This window comes from Bacillus sp. NPDC093026 (assembly GCF_044754665.1).
Classification (GTDB): Bacteria; Bacillota; Bacilli; order Bacillales; family Bacillaceae; genus Bacillus; species Bacillus maqinnsis.
On sequence record NZ_JBIVPN010000004.1, the window covers coordinates 122968 to 141032 of the forward strand.

At 42.1% G+C, this 18065-nt stretch carries 14 protein-coding genes, 1 pseudogene and 1 other annotated feature; of the genes and pseudogenes, 3 read left to right on the plus strand and 12 right to left on the minus strand.

Going from position 1 to position 18065, the window contains the following annotated elements; all coding sequences use genetic code 11:
- The 5 genes and pseudogenes from ACIQCE_RS11390 to acsA form a co-directional block, all read right to left on the minus strand.
- Window positions 1–1011: pseudogene (locus ACIQCE_RS11390) on the minus strand (hypothetical protein); the annotation flags it as partial.
- Window positions 1012–1319: 308 nt separating this feature from the next.
- Window positions 1320–1880, minus strand: coding sequence for a cysteine hydrolase family protein (locus tag ACIQCE_RS11395; RefSeq protein ID WP_400495099.1), 561 nt, complete (start codon window positions 1878–1880; stop codon window positions 1320–1322).
- A gap of 402 nt (window positions 1881–2282) precedes the next feature.
- Complete coding sequence (locus ACIQCE_RS11400; protein ID WP_257213675.1) at window positions 2283–2861, minus strand: esterase/lipase family protein; 579 nt, start codon at window positions 2859–2861, stop codon at window positions 2283–2285.
- A gap of 320 nt (window positions 2862–3181) precedes the next feature.
- A complete protein-coding gene (tyrS, locus tag ACIQCE_RS11405) occupies window positions 3182–4450 on the minus strand; it encodes a tyrosine--tRNA ligase (protein WP_400495100.1) in 1269 nt (422 codons plus the stop codon).
- A gap of 52 nt (window positions 4451–4502) precedes the next feature.
- Window positions 4503–4740: a binding site (T-box leader), on the minus strand.
- Between the two features lie 58 nt (window positions 4741–4798).
- Window positions 4799–6523, minus strand: coding sequence for an acetate--CoA ligase (gene acsA, locus ACIQCE_RS11410; protein WP_400495101.1), 1725 nt, complete (start codon window positions 6521–6523; stop codon window positions 4799–4801).
- A gap of 155 nt (window positions 6524–6678) precedes the next feature.
- Here acsA and ACIQCE_RS11415 point away from each other — a divergent pair, with 155 nt between their 5' ends.
- The 3 genes from ACIQCE_RS11415 to ACIQCE_RS11425 are packed head-to-tail and all read left to right on the plus strand — an operon-like array spanning window position 6679 to window position 9147.
- Window positions 6679–7311 (plus strand): GNAT family N-acetyltransferase, encoded by a 633-nt coding sequence (locus ACIQCE_RS11415; protein ID WP_400495102.1) that lies wholly within the window; start codon window positions 6679–6681, stop codon window positions 7309–7311.
- Window positions 7312–7348: 37 nt separating this feature from the next.
- Window positions 7349–7990, plus strand: a complete 642-nt coding sequence (locus tag ACIQCE_RS11420; protein WP_400495103.1) for a CBS and ACT domain-containing protein — start codon at window positions 7349–7351, stop codon at window positions 7988–7990.
- On the plus strand, window positions 7987–9147 hold the full coding sequence (locus ACIQCE_RS11425) for an acetoin utilization protein AcuC (RefSeq protein ID WP_400495104.1): 1161 nt from the start codon (window positions 7987–7989) through the stop codon (window positions 9145–9147). Before ACIQCE_RS11420 ends, ACIQCE_RS11425 begins: the two co-directional genes overlap by 4 nt.
- Before the next feature lie 278 nt (window positions 9148–9425).
- Here ACIQCE_RS11425 and ccpA read toward each other — a convergent pair whose 3' ends face one another.
- From ccpA to ACIQCE_RS11460, 7 genes are all read right to left on the minus strand, one after another.
- Window positions 9426–10427 (minus strand): catabolite control protein A, encoded by a 1002-nt coding sequence (ccpA, locus tag ACIQCE_RS11430; RefSeq protein WP_400495105.1) that lies wholly within the window; start codon window positions 10425–10427, stop codon window positions 9426–9428.
- Window positions 10428–10873: 446 nt separating this feature from the next.
- On the minus strand, window positions 10874–11950 hold the full coding sequence (locus ACIQCE_RS11435; RefSeq protein WP_353856720.1) for a bifunctional 3-deoxy-7-phosphoheptulonate synthase/chorismate mutase: 1077 nt from the start codon (window positions 11948–11950) through the stop codon (window positions 10874–10876).
- A 228-nt stretch (window positions 11951–12178) separates the two neighbouring features.
- The gene (gene ytxJ / locus ACIQCE_RS11440; protein ID WP_400495107.1) at window positions 12179–12502 is read right to left on the minus strand and encodes a bacillithiol system redox-active protein YtxJ; all 324 of its coding nucleotides are present in this window, start codon (window positions 12500–12502) and stop codon (window positions 12179–12181) included.
- 30 nt (window positions 12503–12532) lie between these two features.
- Window positions 12533–13003 (minus strand): YtxH domain-containing protein, encoded by a 471-nt coding sequence (locus ACIQCE_RS11445; RefSeq protein ID WP_400495108.1) that lies wholly within the window; start codon window positions 13001–13003, stop codon window positions 12533–12535.
- Window positions 13004–13029: 26 nt separating this feature from the next.
- Window positions 13030–13449 carry a DUF948 domain-containing protein gene (locus ACIQCE_RS11450; RefSeq protein ID WP_400495109.1) on the minus strand — a complete coding sequence of 140 codons (420 nt, stop codon included), beginning with the start codon at window positions 13447–13449 and terminating at the stop codon, window positions 13030–13032.
- A 219-nt stretch (window positions 13450–13668) separates the two neighbouring features.
- On the minus strand, window positions 13669–14967 hold the full coding sequence (gene murC, locus ACIQCE_RS11455; RefSeq protein WP_400495111.1) for a UDP-N-acetylmuramate--L-alanine ligase: 1299 nt from the start codon (window positions 14965–14967) through the stop codon (window positions 13669–13671).
- 300 nt (window positions 14968–15267) lie between these two features.
- The gene (locus ACIQCE_RS11460; RefSeq protein WP_483861790.1) at window positions 15268–18018 is read right to left on the minus strand and encodes a DNA translocase FtsK; all 2751 of its coding nucleotides are present in this window, start codon (window positions 18016–18018) and stop codon (window positions 15268–15270) included.
- Window positions 18019–18065: the final 47 nt, after the last annotated feature.

The following is an 18065-nucleotide window of genomic DNA, read 5'->3' on the forward strand; positions in this document are numbered from 1 at the left end:
GGCTCCGGTTGGACCTGTTGGACCTGTTGCTCCCGTAGCTCCGGTGGCTCCCGTGGCTCCAGTGTCACCTGTGGCTCCGGTTGGACCTGTTGGACCTGTTGCTCCCGTAGCTCCGGTGGCTCCGGTGGCTCCAGTGTCACCTGTGGCTCCGGTTGGACCTGTTGCTCCCGTAGCTCCGGTGGCTCCGGTGGCTCCGGTGGCTCCGGTGGCTCCAGTGTCACCTGTGGCTCCGGTTGGACCTGTTGGACCTGTTGCTCCCGTAGCTCCGGTGGCTCCCGTGGCTCCAGTGTCACCTGTGGCTCCGGTTGGACCTGTTGGACCGGTGGCTCCCGTAGCTCCGGTGGCTCCTGTAACTCCGGTGGCTCCTGTTGCTCCTGTGGCTCCGGTGGCTCCTGTTGCTCCTGTGGCTCCCGTGGCTCCAGTGTCACCTGTGGCTCCGGTTGGACCTGTTGGACCTGTTGCTCCCGTAGCTCCGGTGGCTCCGGTGGCTCCTGTTGCTCCGGTGGCTCCGGTGGCTCCGGTGGCTCCTGTTGCTCCGGTTGGACCTGTTGGACCGGTGGCTCCCGTAGCTCCGGTGGCTCCCGTGGCTCCAGTGTCACCTGTGGCTCCGGTTGGACCTGTTGGACCGGTGGCTCCCGTAGCTCCGGTGGCTCCCGTGGCTCCAGTTGGACCGGTCGGACCGGTGGCTCCCGTAGCTCCGGTGGCTCCTGTGGCTCCCGTAGCTCCTGTGGCTCCGGTGGCTCCGGTGGCTCCTGTGGCTCCGGTTGGACCGGTCGGACCGGTGGCTCCTGTAGCTCCTGTAGCTCCAGTGGCTCCGGTAGCTCCAGTGGCTCCGGTAGTTCCTGCTCCTGCTCCGGTTGGACCTGTTGGACCGGTGGCCCCAGTAGCTCCCCTTAATCCCCGTAATCCTCGTCGTCCTACAATAACTTTTGTCTTACAAATGACGCAACAGTTTGATTTTGATAGTTTCTGTTTGCAATGAGGGCATTTTTTATACTTATCACAACTCATCAGTTGTTCATCTCCTTTATTATTATTCATATGTTGAATCTATAAATAGGTGATAAGTTAAATGCATAAAGAATAAAAATAAGCATGGAACAAAGATAATCTCCTAGACTCTTTTAAAAGCCTTCTAGTTGTGAAAATTTAGTTGATTTTTGCTAAGGTCATCTATTATATTTTATTGAGAACGCTCAAGTCTTAAGAACCCATTCAAATCCATGTTATCTATAGTAATGAAAAAATCCCCTGGAATTCCAGAGGATTTTTTGTTCCATATTTCTCTCAACTATTATCGTAACGTAAGCCATTATCTATTATTTTTCCCATTCCCTAATCAATTGTTCGGTTGTCATGACAGTCGCAAATTCATCATGCAGTGTGGCAAGCGAAAGCCGATGAATCGTTTCCGGATCATAATATGTACCGGTTTGATCTGTTAGTCCAAAGGCGGCGGTTGCATCTGAAATGAGATACGTGTCAAAGCCAAGATTCCCGCTCATTCTTGTTGTTGTTGATACGCAGTGAGGGGTTGTTAATCCCGCGATCACAACAGTGTCGATCTCGTTTGCTCTTAGTTGTTCCTCTAAGTTTGTACCAATAAAGCTGTTGTTGACTTTCTTTCGTATCACCGTTTCTCCCTCTAGCGGTTTGGCGATCTCTTTGAAAAGATGCCCTTCATTTGCCGGATGAAATAAAGAGTCCGGCTTGTCAGAGGTATGCTGAATATGAAGCACTTTCCAGCCTTTCTCTCTCCAAAACGTCAAAAGTTGACTGATATTCTTCTCTGCATCTAGATGATTTCGTTCTCCCCATTTTTCATGCTCGAACGCCTTTTGGACATCTACAATGATCAAAGCCTTTTGATTCGTTTGCACAAACGCCCACCTCCAAAGATTCTCGTTCACTACATGTAGTGTAAGGAATAGTGGTCAATTTGTACATGCTTTTACCGATGTTTTGTCTGATTTTGCATCAAAAAGACAAACCACCCACTGGCTATGATGTAATAGATCCCGATGATTGTTGTACAGTTAGAGGTTACCTTACCTATTTGAACTGATTTGACGATACTCATCTAAATGAAATAGATGATGAGAAATAAATAGGGAAAATAGAGAAAGTATCCTAAGAAATATTGTTTAAGTTTTTGCTTCATCGCTGTGTCTCCTATATCAATAAGACATTCATGCTTTCAAAGCATCTTTGATCATCTAGCAGTTCAATATGTTCGGTGACATCAAAAAAGACAGCAGTTTCGCTGTCTTTTTTTCATTTTTTTAATTCGTATTCTGTCCCCCGCCGTTCAGCCCTTCTTTAATATAGCCGTTGACTTGGCTTGAGGCTAATAGACCGATATGTCCAACACCATGGATGAGGACGTTTCTTGCGCCTATTAAGCGAGAGAGGCTGTTGACGACGATGAGGTCGGCTGAGCTATAGACGGATGTGTAAAGAATTTTTTGATTTGGATCGGTGCCTGGTAATGCTCTGAGTGAAACGAGTCCGTTCGCTCCACCTAGTGTGACGACATTTTCAATTTTATCTCCGCCGTCTAGGTTCTTAATATAATATAACGTGTTGGCTCCGCCCATGCTATGTGCCACAATATCTACTTTTTTGGCGCCCGTTTTGGCTAACACATCTTTGACGTATCTGGATAAACGCGGACCATTGTTCAGGTTATTACCTGTTTTGTCTATGAAATCAATTGCATATAATTGGTTTCGGTCCCAGCCCTGTGACACCAGGTATCTTTTGATCGCCGCAAAGTTATAAGAAGCACCGCCCATGCCATGTACCATCACGACCGGATTATGCTCAGCCGCTTTGACCTCTTTCGGCTGGATAAAAACCATTGAACCAACTACCAATGCAAATGCAACGAGAATCTGCAAACTCCTTTTCATCAATAGTGACACGTTCATTCCCCCTTATTTATCTTGTTCGTCTTTATTTTAAACAAGAAAAATATGACAAAAAAGTGAACAAGGCACTGTTTGTCCAATCATTTTATAGACATTAAATAATAAAAAAGCACCTTTGACTTTCGCAGAGGCCAATGCCAAAAGACTAGACAACCTCTCTTCTAAGAGTCTATTAGGATCTATGAGGGCTCTCATCTCTCAATTTGCATAAAAAAAGCAGCCGGTTTTTCGCAGACCGGCTGCACACATTCTTACTTGTAAGTCACAAGGAAGTATTTCTTTTTGCCTCTTCTTAAGACGGTAAATTGGTTTTCAATTCGGTCTTCAGCTGAAAGAACATAGTCTTTATCGGTTTGTCTCTCTCCGTTGATATAGACGGCCCCATTTGTAATATCTTCACGTGCTTGACGCTTTGATGGAGACAGCTTTGATTCAACTAGTACATCGACTAGTGTTAATGCTTCTGTACTGCTTTTCTCCATTGATGGAACATCCTTAAAGCCTACTTTCACTTCTTCTGCTGAAAGAGATTTGATATCTCCTTTAAATAAAGCATTTGAGATATTCACGGCTTGCTCTAGTGACTCACGACCATGGACAAGTGTCGTGACCTCTTCTGCTAAACGGCGCTGTGCTTCACGTTTTTCAGGAGCTGTTTGCACTTTTTCTTCGTACGATGCAATCTCTTCTTTTGATAAGAACGTAAAGTATTTTAAGTATTTCACGACATCACGGTCATCTGTGTTGATCCAGAATTGGTAAAATTCATATGGTGACGTTTTTTCTTTATCTAACCAGATGGCGCCGCCTTCTGTTTTACCAAACTTCGTGCCGTCTGCCTTTGTGACAAGCGGCATTGTGAGACCGAATGCTTTTGCGCCTTCTGCCTCAGACTTACGGATCAACTCAAGTCCAGATGTGATATTTCCCCACTGATCACTTCCACCGATTTGCAGCTTACAGTTTTCATTTCTGTAAAGGTTTAAGAAATCTAAAGATTGCAGAATCACGTAGCTGAACTCTGTGTAAGAAATCCCTGTCTCGATACGGGAGCTGACGATATCTTTTGCGAGCATGAAGTTCACACCGAAGTTTTTTCCAATATCACGAAGGAATGTGATGACATTCATTTGGCTGATCCAGTCATAGTTGTTTACGATGACGGCTGGGTTTTCACCTGCTTCAAAATCAAGAAATTGAGACAGCTGTCCTTTGATTTTCTCTGACCACTCTTGCACGATTTCTGCAGGGTTTAGCGAGCGTTCTGCTTTTTTGAAGCTAGGATCGCCGATCAGTCCAGTCGCCCCGCCAACAAGTGCAATCGGGTGATGGCCTGCTTCCTGGAATCTGCGTAATGTTAAAATCGGTAATAGGTGACCAATGTGCAAGCTGTCTGCTGTTGGATCAAAGCCAGAGTAGAGCTTAATTTTTTCTTCTGATAATAATTTCTTCAGACCTTCTTCGTCTGTTTGTTGCTGAATTAATCCTCTGTACGATAAATCTTCAATCAGTTGACTCATATTCAAATCTCCTTTTTTTCATTTCAACATAAAAAACGCCCCTTCGAATGAACGAAGGGACGATATATATCGCGGTACCACCCTGCTTAAAAGACAAAACATCACGTCTTTTCACTTACACTGATAACGGATAGATCCGTTCTTTCACTAATCAGAGAGACTCTTTGCTCCTTTTCGTAAAAGCGGTTCGTGAGGGTAATTCGAATATCTCTTTGTACTGACTCGCACCAGCCGTCAGTTCTCTTGGACAGGGAAAGATCATTCTACTGTATCTCAGTCAAAACCTTTTTATATTCAACTAAAGTCATTTTTAACATACTTTTGATATCAAGTCAACTGGCGAAGAGATTAATCTTCCATTGTTGAAAGGTCGCCAGCAGGTAAATTCAGCTCCCACGCTTTCAGCACACGTCTCATAATTTTCCCACTTCGTGTTTTTGGCAGTTTGTCTTTAAACTCGATTTCTCTCGGAGCCGCATGTGCCGCTAGTCCTTTTTTCACGAAGGTTCGAATCTCTTCTTTCAGCTCATCTGTTGCCTCATAGCCGCTTCGAAGAGCGATAAATGCTTTAATGATTTCACCGCGGACAGGGTCTGGCTTCCCAATGACACCTGCTTCTGCGATTGCCGGATGTTCGACCAGTTTACTCTCTACTTCAAATGGGCCGACTCGCTCTCCTGATGTCATGATGACATCGTCTACACGTCCCTGGAACCAAAAGTAACCATCTTCGTCCATATAAGCTGAATCCCCTGAAACATACCAATCTCCCGGCATAAAGTAAGATTCATATTTTTCAGGATTGTTCCAGATCGCATGCATCATGGACGGCCACCCTTTTTTTATCGCAAGATTCCCCATCCGGTACGGAGGAAGTTCATTCCCTGCATGATCCACAATCGCTGCTTGCACACCTGGAATCGGTTTTCCCATAGAACCTGGCTTAATGTCCATGCATGGATAATTGCAAATGAGCTGTGCACCTGTTTCTGTCATCCACCACGTGTCGTGAATACGCTTAGCAAAAACAGCATCTCCCCAGCGAATCACTTCCGGATTGAGAGGTTCTCCTACACTTAATATGTGTCTAAGTGAGCGAAGATCATATTTTTGGATAAGATCATCACCAGCTCCCATCAACATTCGGAAAGCTGTTGGTGCACTATACCAAACCGTCACGCCTAGTGATTCAATGGTTTCATACCAAGTTTCAGGGTTAAACCGTCCACCTAAAATGACATTTGTTGCACCATTTAACCATGGTGAAAAGATTCCGTAAACCGTACCTGTCACCCAACCTGGATCTGCTGTACACCAGTAGACGTCTTCTTCCTTCAGGTCAAGCACCCATTTTCCAGTCTGACCTTGCTGCACCATAGCTCCATGGACATGTAAAACACCTTTTGGCGTACCGGTTGAACCTGATGTATAATGAAGCAGGAACCCGTCTTTTTCATCCACCCATTCAATCTCGAGTTCCTTTGACGCCTGCTGAAATGCCTCTCCATAATAAATGGTACGCACACCATCAATGGCTTCAGGCTCACCACCGACAATGACGACCGATTCAAGCATTGGGAGCTCCGCAAATGGAATTCGCTCTAACAGGTCAGGTGTTGTGACAATCACCTTTGCTTCACTGTTCTCTAGACGATCTTTGACTGCACCTTCCATAAATGCTTCAAATAATGGACCGACGATTGCACCAATTTTGACTGCGCCGAGCAAAATAAAATAGAGCTCAGGAGATCTTGGCATAAAGATAAAGACTCGATCACCTTTTTGAACATGTGCTTCTTCCCTTAGAATATTTCCCGCTTTATTTGTGTTTACTTTCATATCCCAGAACGTATACTTTTCATCTCGCTGTGCATCTCTGTAGTGAAGCGCCACCTTGTTCTTCCGAAATGAGTCCACATGTCTGTCAATTGCTTCATATGCTGCATTTACTTTTCCAGTTTCATACCAAGAGAAATTTTTTCTCGCTTCCTCCCATTTAAATTCTTTGTATGCCTTTTCATAATCTTTTAAATGATAGTCCCCTTTTACTGATGGTAGCGTTTCGACTTTCATCAAACAGTCCCCCTTTGCATACGTTTACAATGACCATTATAGTATAGATGAATTTTTTTCTCAATTTTTAAAAAACTTGTAATGAAACCGTTTTAATTTCTGCAAGATTTAAGATAAAATAGAAACGACTCACTAGAATTTGAGGCGGTGGATACGTGGATCATCCTAAAACTTATTATTCAAAAACAATTGAACGAGAAACAGGCAACATTCTCATTGAAGGACCAGTACCTGCATCAGAGCTTGCGAACTATACGTTTCATGAAGGACTAACGGCATTTCGCACGCCTGAAGAACAGAAACAAGCACTTGTTGAAATAGCAGATCTTCCCGAAGGACGCATTATCATTGCGAGAGATGACAAGCTTGTCGTTGGCTATGTGACGTTTTTGTATCCTGATCCGCTTGAGCGTTGGTCAGAAGGCAATATGGAGAATTTAATTGAGCTTGGTGCGATTGAGGTCACGCCTCCTTTTAGAGGGTATTCATTAGGCAAGCATTTACTTGATGTGAGCATGATGGATGAGCAAATGGAGAACTACATCATTATGACAACCGAGTATTACTGGCATTGGGACTTAAAGGGGACAAAGAAAAACGTCTGGGAATATCGAAAAATGATGGAGAAAATGATGAATGCAGGAGGTCTTGTTTGGTTTGCAACCGACGATCCGGAAATCAGCTCTCATCCAGCCAATTGCTTGATGGCAAGGATCGGCAGTAAGGTAAGTCCTGAATCGATCGAACAGTTTGATCGTCTTCGCTTCCATCAACGCTTTATGTATTAACATTCCATTCGTTTTTTGGCAAAGGGGATTGGTAAACATGATGATTGAACAAATTATGCAGCGCAATGTGATCACATTGCGAAAAACCGATACGATTGAAGAAGCCATTCAAAAAATGAGAGCACATCACGTTCGGCATATTCCAATCGTATCTGATCAAGGTTCTGTCATTGGGATGGTAACAGATCGGGATATTAAAAATGCCAGTCCAAGTATTTTTGAAACAGAAAAAAGACAGCTTTTTATTCAGCGACCGGTTGAAGAGATTATGGTGCTCGAAACGGTCACGGCTCACCCGCTTGATTTCGTCGAGGAAATTTCGAATGTCTTTCTTGAACATGGAATTGGCTGCCTTCCCGTTGTGAGACGCGGCAAACTTGTAGGGATTATCACAAAAACGGATTTACTTCGTACCTTTGTCAGACTGACAGGTGCAGACAAACCGGGATCACACTTAGAGATTGAAGTGGAACAAATGACGGAAGGGCTGGCAGACATTACGGCCATTTTAAAAGAGCATCATATTCAGATATTAAGCGTACTTGTATATCCGCATGCAAACGAGGCATCTAAAGTGCTCGTATTCCGCCTTAGAACCATTCATGCGGATCATGTGACAAGAATCATTCGTGCAAAAGGATACAAAGTGATCTGGCCAATGGAGCAGACGATCAGATGAAAGAAGCGATCTTTGTTTTTTCACCTTCTTTTCAAACGTATCAATTCCACCAAGATCATCCCTTCAATCAGCTACGCGTCTACTTAACATTTGATCTCCTTCAAAAAATGAAGGCATTAACAGATGATGAGATCATTGCGCCGCGTATAGCCACGATTGAGGAATTAAAGCTCGTGCATACAGCGGATTATATCCAAGCCGTTCAGCGTGCAAGCGAAGGAAAGCTGTCTACAGCAGAGGGCGAACGATATGGACTTGGAACAGAAGATACACCTATGTTTTTAGGCATGCATGAAGCCGCTTCTCTTCTTGTCGGTGGTACATTAACAGCTGTCGATCAAGTCATGATGGGAAATGCGCAGCATGCTGTCAATCTTGGAGGCGGACTTCATCACGGATTTAAAGGGCGTGCGTCTGGCTTTTGTATTTATAATGATAGCTCCGTTGCCATTCAATATATTCAAAAAAAATATGGTGCGAGAATTTTATATATTGATACAGATGCTCATCACGGAGATGGTGTACAATTTAGTTTTTATGATGATCCAGAGGTTTGTACGGTATCCATTCATGAAACGGGTCGATACCTATTTCCTGGAACTGGACAAGTACAGGAAAGAGGTCACGATAAAGGCTATGGATATGCTTATAATATCCCGCTCGATGCATTTACAGAAGATGAATCGTTCCTTGATGCATACCGAACGGCAGTGACAGAGATTGCTGCTTTTTTTAAACCAGATGTGATTTTGACGCAGAATGGGGCAGATGCTCATTATTACGACCCATTGACACATTTATCAGCCACAATGAAAATTTATGAGGAAATTCCAAAACTGGCACATGAGCTTGCCCATCAATATTGTGACGGGAGATGGATTGCAGTTGGCGGAGGTGGTTATGATATTTGGCGGGTTGTGCCAAGAGCATGGAGCCGCATTTGGCTTGAAATGAAAGGCATCACACCTCCATCTGCTATTCCTCAGGACTGGATTACTGCATGGAACAAGCAATCGCCTGTCACGCTCCCTGACACATGGTCAGACCCTGACGATTTATATGCTCCTATACCAAGAAGAGCTGAGATTACAGAAAAAAATGCGCAAACGGTTGAAAAAGTGCTGATGCCTGTAAGAAGAGAAAAGAAAAATGCATAAAAATGTTTACAAACAACAATAGTTTTAAACAAGTCAAAACGTCTTCGGGAATATAGATGATCCTTTTTTCACTCAATAAGGGATCTCGTGCGTTCTAACAATTCGCTTATGTTCTTATTCGTTTTTACCTCAATCGAATATATTACCGTTATATTCTTTTGACAAGAAGACACAAGGCCATCATACAGAAACATATAAACAAGAAAAGGTTCAATTCAATATCATAAAAAGAAAGCAGACCTCCACAAATCATGTGGGCTGCTTTCTTAGTGTCATTGTTATTTCGTTGATTGTCTTTCTTCAATTCTGTGTGGCAGTTCAACAATTTGATCATCCACTTGTTCTTTGTTCATTAGCTTTGTGAGTAGTCTCATAGCCACTGCACCGATATCATATGTTGGCTGCACGACGGTTGTCAACTGAGGACGCACCATGAGGGACAATCTTGTGTTATCAAAGCCAATGATCTCAAGGTCTTCAGGAATTGACACTCCCCGATCCTGTGCACCGTGAATGACGCCAAGGGCCATTTCGTCAGTTGCTGCAATGACAGCGGTCGGCCGATCTGATTGCTCAAGCAGATTTGCAATCGCTTCAATCCCAGAGTCATAAGAGTAATCACCTTCTGCGACTAGCCTATCGTCAAAAGCAATGCCCGCTTCTTCAAGCGCACGCTTATAACCTGCAAGCTTCCTAACAGAGTTAATTGGTTCTGACAAAGGACCAGATACAAACGCAATGCGTTTATGTCCTTTTTCTACCAATAATTGTACTGAATCATAAATCGCTTGTTCATAGTTAATGTTTACAGATGGTGTTTTTCCCTGCTCTTCGACAGATGCTGCAAGTACAATCGGTACAGGAGAGCGCTTAAATTCTTCTACATGCACATCCGTAATGTTACCGCCCATAAAGACAATACCATCCACCTGTTTACCTAGCATCGTATTTAACAAATGAAGCTCTTTATCTGTATTTTGATCTGAGTTGCTTAAAATGATGTTGTACTTGTACATTGTGGCGATATCTTCAATTCCACGTGCAAGCTCAGAGTAAAAAACACTAGATATATCAGGGATGATGACACCAACAGTTGTCGTCTTTTTACTTGCAAGCCCCCGCGCTACTGCATTTGGACGGTAGCCAAGGCGATCAATCGCTTCAAGCACCTTTTTCCTTGTCGTTGGTTTCACATTCGGGTTTCCATTTACAACGCGTGATACCGTTGCCATACTTACATTTGCTTCTCTCGCTACATCATATATTGTAACATTATTCACATAAATCACTCCTTCAAATACAGTTCATATCTATAGCATTCACCAATTGGATAGAGACATGTCAGATACGAGGAAAATAATATCCTATTTGTCATCAAAAAGATGAAAAGAGACACATAATTTTTCAATCTACATCAAAATGACATTCTTTTATGAAATTATACACGTTTTTTTGCCATATGAAAACGTTCCCTTTCTTTTTATAATTAAATTAAACAAACTTTCATCAGCTTGTTACCTGTATATTGAATCATATTTTATAAAAATAGTCGTGAACGTCAGCTATGACAATGATCTTAGCAGATTCTGTCGAATTTTAAAAATGAAAACATTGTGAACAGTGTTTTTTGATATTGCAATATGCCCCTTTGCTTTCATTCCCAATGTCATCTTATTTTTTCCATTAAAAAACCGCCGGGTTGTTATCCGGCGGTTTCTACCTATTCTTACGCGTGAATGTTCACAAGCGGTCTTAGCGCGTCTAACCATTTCTCAAATTGAGGAATGTCCATTTGCTGCGCTGAATCAGATAAAGCAACAGATGGGTCTGGATGCACTTCCGCCATGACACCATCAGCTCCAATGGCAAGAGCTGCTTTAGCGGTTGGAAGAAGAAGATCTCTACGTCCAGTTGAATGCGTCACATCAACAAAGACTGGTAAATGCGTCTCTTGTTTTAAGATTGGCACTGCAGAGATATCCAGTGTATTTCTAGTGGCTGTTTCGTATGTGCGGATACCACGCTCACAAAGAATAATTTGGTCATTTCCTTGAGCGATGATGTATTCAGCTGCATTGATGAATTCTGAAATGGTTGCTGCAAGGCCACGTTTTAAAAGGACTGGCTTCTTAACAGAGCCGGCTTCTTTTAATAGTTCAAAGTTTTGCATATTACGTGCACCAATTTGAATGACATCAATATGTTCAATGGCCTCTTGAATATGAGCAGGATTAACAATTTCACTAATGACAGCAAGACCATATTCATCAGCAACACGCTTTAGAATCTTTAGACCGTCTACACCAAGCCCTTGAAAATCGTATGGACTTGTGCGAGGTTTAAATGCGCCCCCGCGAAGAAGTTTCAGCCCCTGCTTTTTAGCAGCAGCTGCGACTTCTGCTACTTGCTCATAGCTTTCAACAGCACATGGTCCAACGATAAAACGTTGTGTTCCATCACCAATTGCTTCACCATTAATGTTCACAATTGTGTTTTCTGGTTTTTTCTTACGAGAGACAAGAAGCGCTTTGCTATGATCATCTTCTTGAAGTTCTAAGCCTGCTTTGAAAATTTCTTTGAAAATATGTTGGATGGTTGAGTTTTCAAATGGTCCATCATTTTCCTCAAGAATTCGATTCAACATTGTGCGCTCTCTGACAGGATCATAACGATTAACACCTTGCGCTTCCTTCGCCTTACCGATTTCTTTTACAATGTTTCCTCTTTCATTGATCAGTTTTAAGATTTGAAGATTCAGCTCATCTGCTTGCTGTCTCAATTGTTCTAATTCATTGTTGCTCATTTTTGTCATCCTTTCCTCTGCCTGCTCTCGCTTTTTATTTTTCATTCTCCTATGATAGGGTTTATTATAAACAAAGATTTCGGAATTGTCACGAAAAAATTCTTTATTACCTAAACGCTTTTAAGCGATAAAGTAATATGTGTAAGATAATAGCACACTTTTAATTTATGTACATTTTTTGATCAAAAAAACGTCAGCATAAGCTGACGTCAGATTGTTGACGTGTTTCTAAATATTTTGTTCGAGCGCCTCTTTTGTAATGTTGGAGTGAGACGCATGCCATTTCACTTTTCCACCGTTAAAGATGAGTGCTTGTGGACTTTCGTGTTTTACCCCTGTCTCTTCAGCCACATATGACGAAAGCTCTCTTGCGCTTTGAATTTGCAAGAAATAAGAAGGTATATCTTCGTGTTCAGACGCAAATGCTTCAAATTCTTGAAAAGCGGCTTGGCTAATTGGACATGTTAAACTGTGCTTAAATAAGATAAATGTTCCGTCTTGATTCGTTAGTTGATTAAACTGATCTTCTGTTTCAATGAGTTGCTTTGACATGATGTGCTCCTCTCTAAATTGAACAGTTCGTTAACTTTTTGTTGATTGATCGATTTTTTCTTGGACATCTTTGATGCCCTCTTCAATCTCTGATTTTGTTTCTTCTACTCTTACTTTTGCTTCATCTGCCACATCTGACACTTCGCTGGCCACATCTGATACAGCCTCTTCTGCATCACTTTTTACTTGATTAGCTTTTCCAGTTGCACGCTCTTTTATGTCTTTCACTTTTTCTAAAATCTGGTTTGATTGCTCCACCACTAGCTGTGATAGTTCAGATGTTTTATCTTTCGCAATCGTCACATACTCAGTGCCTTTTTCTTTTGCATCTGTTGTGAGTCGATCTGTTTTTTCTTTTAAAGCATTCGCTTGGGTGTTCAAATCACCGCGGAGCTCTTTTCCTGACTTCGGTGCTAAAAAGAGTGCTGTTGTTGCACCAATAATGCCACCAATTAGTGTTCCGAACAAAAAGTCTTTGCTATTCATTCCGTCTTTGCTCATGATTATTCCTCCTATGCGAAAATGGTTTATTTTTGTTTTTTACGTTCTTTCCACTTTTTATAAATTTCAAGTGCTGCATTACTCCAACTCACCACATCCGTTACTTTTTCTTGATTCCTCTCAACGGATGAAGAAACCGCTCTGGCTGCCTGCTTTATGCTTGTATTAAATTGGTTGATAGAGCCGCCAATTCCCTGCACCGCATCCACAACTGTGTTTAGTTTTGTCGATTTGTCTTGAATGTCTTCAGCAAGTTGATTTGTCTTATGTAGCAACTGCGCTGTCTCTGTGGTGATGCCTTGCATCTGTCCTTCAAGACTTTCTAAAGTTGATGCAACATTCTTTAACGTCAACTGTAAAGTTTTTAATGTTTTGGACAAATAGATGACAAGAATGAGGAAAGCAATCGCAATCAATGCAACGCTTAAATATAGAATAATCATCATCTGATACCTCCTTTGCTGCGGGCATATTTAATTCAATACCCTCTCGTTGTATCATTCAAACCTCACCTAGAATGACCGATTGAATAATAATTCTACACTTATTTGTTAATTCCTGTCCACAGCGAAGAAAAAAAGCAGCATATCCTGACACATTTAGCCCCTTTGTCACATTTAAGTCGACATAAAAAAGTGCCGGTACAATCGGCACTTTTTTACATATTATACAGCTACTTTTTCATAAGCACGCAAATATTTTTGAATATCTCCAGCTCCCATAAAGATCAAAATGGCATCTTTATGAGCTTTAAGCACAGATGTATCTTTTTCATCAATTAGCTGTGCTTGTGGGATTTTCTCTTGTAAATCTGCAATGCTCAGTTTTCCAATATTTTCACGGGCTGAGCCAAAGATATCACACAGATACACATAATCAGCTTTTTTTAAGCTGTCTGCAAATTCATTTAAAAACTGCTGTGTTCGTGTAAAGGTATGCGGCTGGAAGACAGCCACAATATCGCGGTCTGGGTATTTTTGACGGGCAGCCTCGATGGTAACCTGAATTTCAGTTGGATGATGCGCATAATCGTCAATTAACACTTGCTCACCGATGACTTTTTCATTAAAGCGTCTTTTCACACCGCCAAATGTCATAAGTGAAGCTTTGATCAGCTCTACATCAATGGCTTCATAATGACATAACGCAATAACAGCTAAAGAGTTGAGGACATTATGATTTCCGTAAGCAGGAATGGAGAAGGTATCATAAAACGTATTGCGTACAAATACATCAAATGTGGTGCCTTCCGTACTTTTCACAACATTTCTAGCTTGAAAATCGTTTTCTTCATTCAATCCGTAGTATACAACAGGTACTTTTGCTTGAATCTTAAGCAAATGCTCATCGTCTCCACAAGCGATAATTGCTTTCTTTACTTGAAGTGCCATGTTTTGAAACGCATCAAATACGTCATTAATGTCTGAAAAATAATCAGGGTGATCAAAATCAATATTTGTCATGATCGCATAGTCTGGATGGTAACTCAGAAAATGTCTACGGTATTCGCAAGCTTCAAACACAAAATACTCGCTGTTCTCTTTCCCCATACCAGATCCATCACCGATTAAGTACGAAGTAGGTTTTGCAGATTGCATCACATGTGCAAGCAGTCCTGTTGTGGATGTCTTACCATGAGCACCAGTAACCGCAATGTTTGTAAATGAATCCATGTATTCTCCAAGAAATTTGTGATAGCGAATCACAGGAATCCCCTCAGAAAGGGCACGTTCGATCTCAGGATGTGTATCAGGAAATGCATTTCCTGCAATAACAGTCATCCCTGGCTTAATATTATCTGCATCAAATGGTAGAATTGTAATGTTTCTTTCTTCTAACGCCTTCTGTGTGAAGATATGTTTTTCGATATCCGATCCTTGGACAGTATGCCCAGTATCATGAAGAATTTGGGCCAGTGGACTCATACCTGTCCCTTTTATTCCAACAAAATGATAAACAGTCATAATTGTACCTCCAACAAACGTCTATCTGACTTTCAGTATATGACGCTCATTTCAATTTGCAACTTGTGATTTTCGTCTGTTGATGATCACAAATCGCAGCTCCAAATTAAATTTTTTCCGATTTTCCTATTCTAATCAATATTCACTATGATTAGTATCCAACAAATTCCCTATTTCTTACACCTGTTTCAGCGTATTTTATGTGAAATGCTTTCAGACAGGCATGCAAAAAGTGTCCAATTACAAAATTGCACCTATGTGCTATCATACCATGTTTATCAAAAAAATGAAGCGGTTTGATTAGATCAATTTCTCTAAATCGCTGAGTGTCATGAGGACCTCTCTTGGCTTACTTCCTTTCGCACCAGAAATCATGCCTTCTCGCTCCATCATGTCAATCAGCCTTGCTGCACGATTATAGCCAATTCTAAATCTTCTTTGCAAACTAGATGTACTTGCACTATTCTGCTCTATCGCAAATCGGCAGGCATCCACAAACAGTTCATCCTCATCTGTAATCGCCGAACCTTGGAGCATCAATTCTTCCTGTTCGAAAAGATAAACCGGCTTGCGTTGTTTTCTGACATGGGCCACCACTCGATCAATCTCACGGTCAGAGACAAAGTTTCCTTGTAGCCTTGTTGGTTTGCCAGAACCATTTTCTAAAAAGAGCATATCCCCTTTTCCTAGAAGCTTTTCTGCACCTGCCATATCAATAATGGTTCTTGAATCAACTTGACTTGAGACAGAGAAGGCAATTCTTGTTGGGATATTGGCTTTAATCAGACCTGTGATGACATCAACGGATGGTCTTTGTGTCGCAATTAGTAAATGAATACCGCATGCTCTTGCTTTTTGTGCAATACGGCAAATGCTTTCTTCTACTTCATTCGGTGCCACCATCATTAAATCAGCGAGCTCATCAATGACAACGACGAGATACGGTAGTTTTTCACCCATTTGTTTTTCTTTCACGAGCTCATTGAATCGTTTAATTTCTCTTACGCCGGAGTGAGCGAACAGTTCATAGCGTCTTTCCATTTCATCTACAACCCATTTTAGGGAAGCTGTTGCTGTCTTGGCGTCCGTAATAACGGGACTTACGAGATGCGGAATCTTGTTATAAGGGGCAAGTTCAACCATTTTAGGGTCGATTAGGAGCATTTTCACTTCATCTGGTGATGCTTTAAACATCAAGCTCACTAAAATTGTGTTAATGCATACGCTCTTTCCAGAACCCGTCGCCCCAGCGATTAAGCCATGCGGCATCTTTTGCAAGTCAACAACGACAGGCTGACCTGAGATATCTAACCCAAGAGCTGCCGTCAAAGGGGAAGGATTATCTCTAAATGCACTGCTTCTCACCATTTCCCTTAGAAATACCATTTTACTGTGGAGGTTGGGCACTTCAATTCCGATCGTGTTCTTACCTGGGATGGGTGCTTCAATTCGAATATCCTTTGCTGACAAACTGAGTTTAATATCATCCGACAGATTGGTGATTTTGTTCACTTTCACGCCTGGTTCGGGATGCACTTCAAATCTTGTGACAGATGGCCCCTGTGTGACATGGACCACACTTGCCCTCACATTGAAATTCTTTAAAGTTGCGTTGAGCAAGTCTGCCCGCTCTTTCACCCATGTACCATCCTCTTCTTTTTGTGCTGGCGGAACGTCCAAAAGGGCTAAACTAGGAAATACATACCCTTGTTGATGTCGTGCTTTTTTCTGCTGCATACGCTTGTCACTTTTGAACATCATGACGTTAAAAGGAACGGTTGATGTTTGACCGCTTGAACGCTTCGATTGCAGAGAAGCCTCTTTTACATCATCCTGCTTCGCATCAACTGATGTTTGTTGCACTTGTTCATGCATTTCATTCGTTGTTTCCTCTGGCTGAGATGCAGGAAGCTCTTGTGCCCGTACAGGTTCTGCTACTGATTCTTGCTCTTTAGCGACCACGTCATCTTCTAGCAGGTTATCTTGAATGTTGTTTTGTAAAACTGGCTCATGTTCTGTAGAATCCGCTACCGATATTTCTTCTTGTCTCTCTTCTGTTGGAACTGACTCTTTCTCCTCAAGATCTACTTCTATTATTTCTTCTGTCCCCGTCTCGTCTGCTGCTAGCCTTTCTCTCACCATGTCGATCGCTACCGATGCATTATCGGCTGCTTCGCCAAGGTCTAACGTTCCCACTGCCTCAACCTGATCTTCAGAATCAGTTATATTCATAGGATCGTTGGTTATTTGTCGCCATTCTTCTTGTTCTTCTATTGCCGCCTTGACTGGTTGATGCTCAATCGGTTGATCATCATATGCAGGTTCTTTTTTCTCCTCATGCAGGTAAGCCTGCTTATGTTCTTGAGATTCAGGCCTTATTTGATCAGTTTCATTTGTTGACATGAGATGATCGTGCTCTGAACGCTCCATATTTGTTTGAACAAAATCCTGTTGGGAGAATTCCTCTTGCACTGTAAACGGCGTCTCCTCTTTTTCTTCAGCAGAAGCGGAATATGCTGCTTTGACACGATTTTCTTTACGGATGGACGGAATATTCATTTGCTGTCTGACATTTCGTTCACGTTCCGCTTCTTCAGATAAAAGCGTCACACGCTGCGTCGCTTCTTCAGATGACTTCATTTGAACAGAGGCTGCATCGTTCTTCGGTCCCGTTCGTTTCGGGCGCATATCTTGATGATAGCCATAGATGGGTGATGGAATTTGCTCCGTTTTAAACGGCTTTTTATTCACATCAGGCTGGATCTTTTGTTTCGACTGATATGTAGTCTGCTTTGCTTTTGGCTTTTCTTGGCGGACTCGCCTTCTCTCCTGCTGATAAACTCCATCACGTGTAGGTTCATCTGGAACGAGAGGAAAGCGGAATTTGCCTTTCGGATACTCATAGTAGACTTTTGTCTCTTCAATCTTTTTATATTCTTTATTATGATCAAGAGATTGCTGTCTTGGCACAACGGGTCGTCCTTCTTGCTGCCTGTCAGCTTTTTCTTCTCCTAAAAATACACTAAAAAATTTATCTAACCAACTCATGATTTATCACTCACTTTAACTCCCCTTACATTTTCTTGGGCGATTTTTAG

Bases quoted from the DNA above. Each gene is read 5' to 3' on its own strand.
- ACIQCE_RS11400 (WP_257213675.1), bottom strand. From the start codon at position 2,861: ATGGTTTTTATCCAGCCGAAAGAGGTCAAAGCGGCTGAGCATAATCCG.
- tyrS (WP_400495100.1), bottom strand. From the start codon at position 4,450: ATGAGTCAACTGATTGAAGATTTATCGTACAGAGGATTAATTCAGCAA.
- acsA (WP_400495101.1), bottom strand. From the start codon at position 6,523: ATGAAAGTCGAAACGCTACCATCAGTAAAAGGGGACTATCATTTAAAA.
- ACIQCE_RS11420 (WP_400495103.1), top strand. From the start codon at position 7,349: ATGATGATTGAACAAATTATGCAGCGCAATGTGATCACATTGCGAAAA.
- ACIQCE_RS11425 (WP_400495104.1), top strand. From the start codon at position 7,987: ATGAAAGAAGCGATCTTTGTTTTTTCACCTTCTTTTCAAACGTATCAA.
- ACIQCE_RS11435 (WP_353856720.1), bottom strand. From the start codon at position 11,950: ATGAGCAACAATGAATTAGAACAATTGAGACAGCAAGCAGATGAGCTG.
- ytxJ (WP_400495107.1), bottom strand. From the start codon at position 12,502: ATGTCAAAGCAACTCATTGAAACAGAAGATCAGTTTAATCAACTAACG.
- ACIQCE_RS11445 (WP_400495108.1), bottom strand. From the start codon at position 13,003: ATGAGCAAAGACGGAATGAATAGCAAAGACTTTTTGTTCGGAACACTA.
- ACIQCE_RS11450 (WP_400495109.1), bottom strand. From the start codon at position 13,449: ATGATGATTATTCTATATTTAAGCGTTGCATTGATTGCGATTGCTTTC.
- murC (WP_400495111.1), bottom strand. From the start codon at position 14,967: ATGACTGTTTATCATTTTGTTGGAATAAAAGGGACAGGTATGAGTCCA.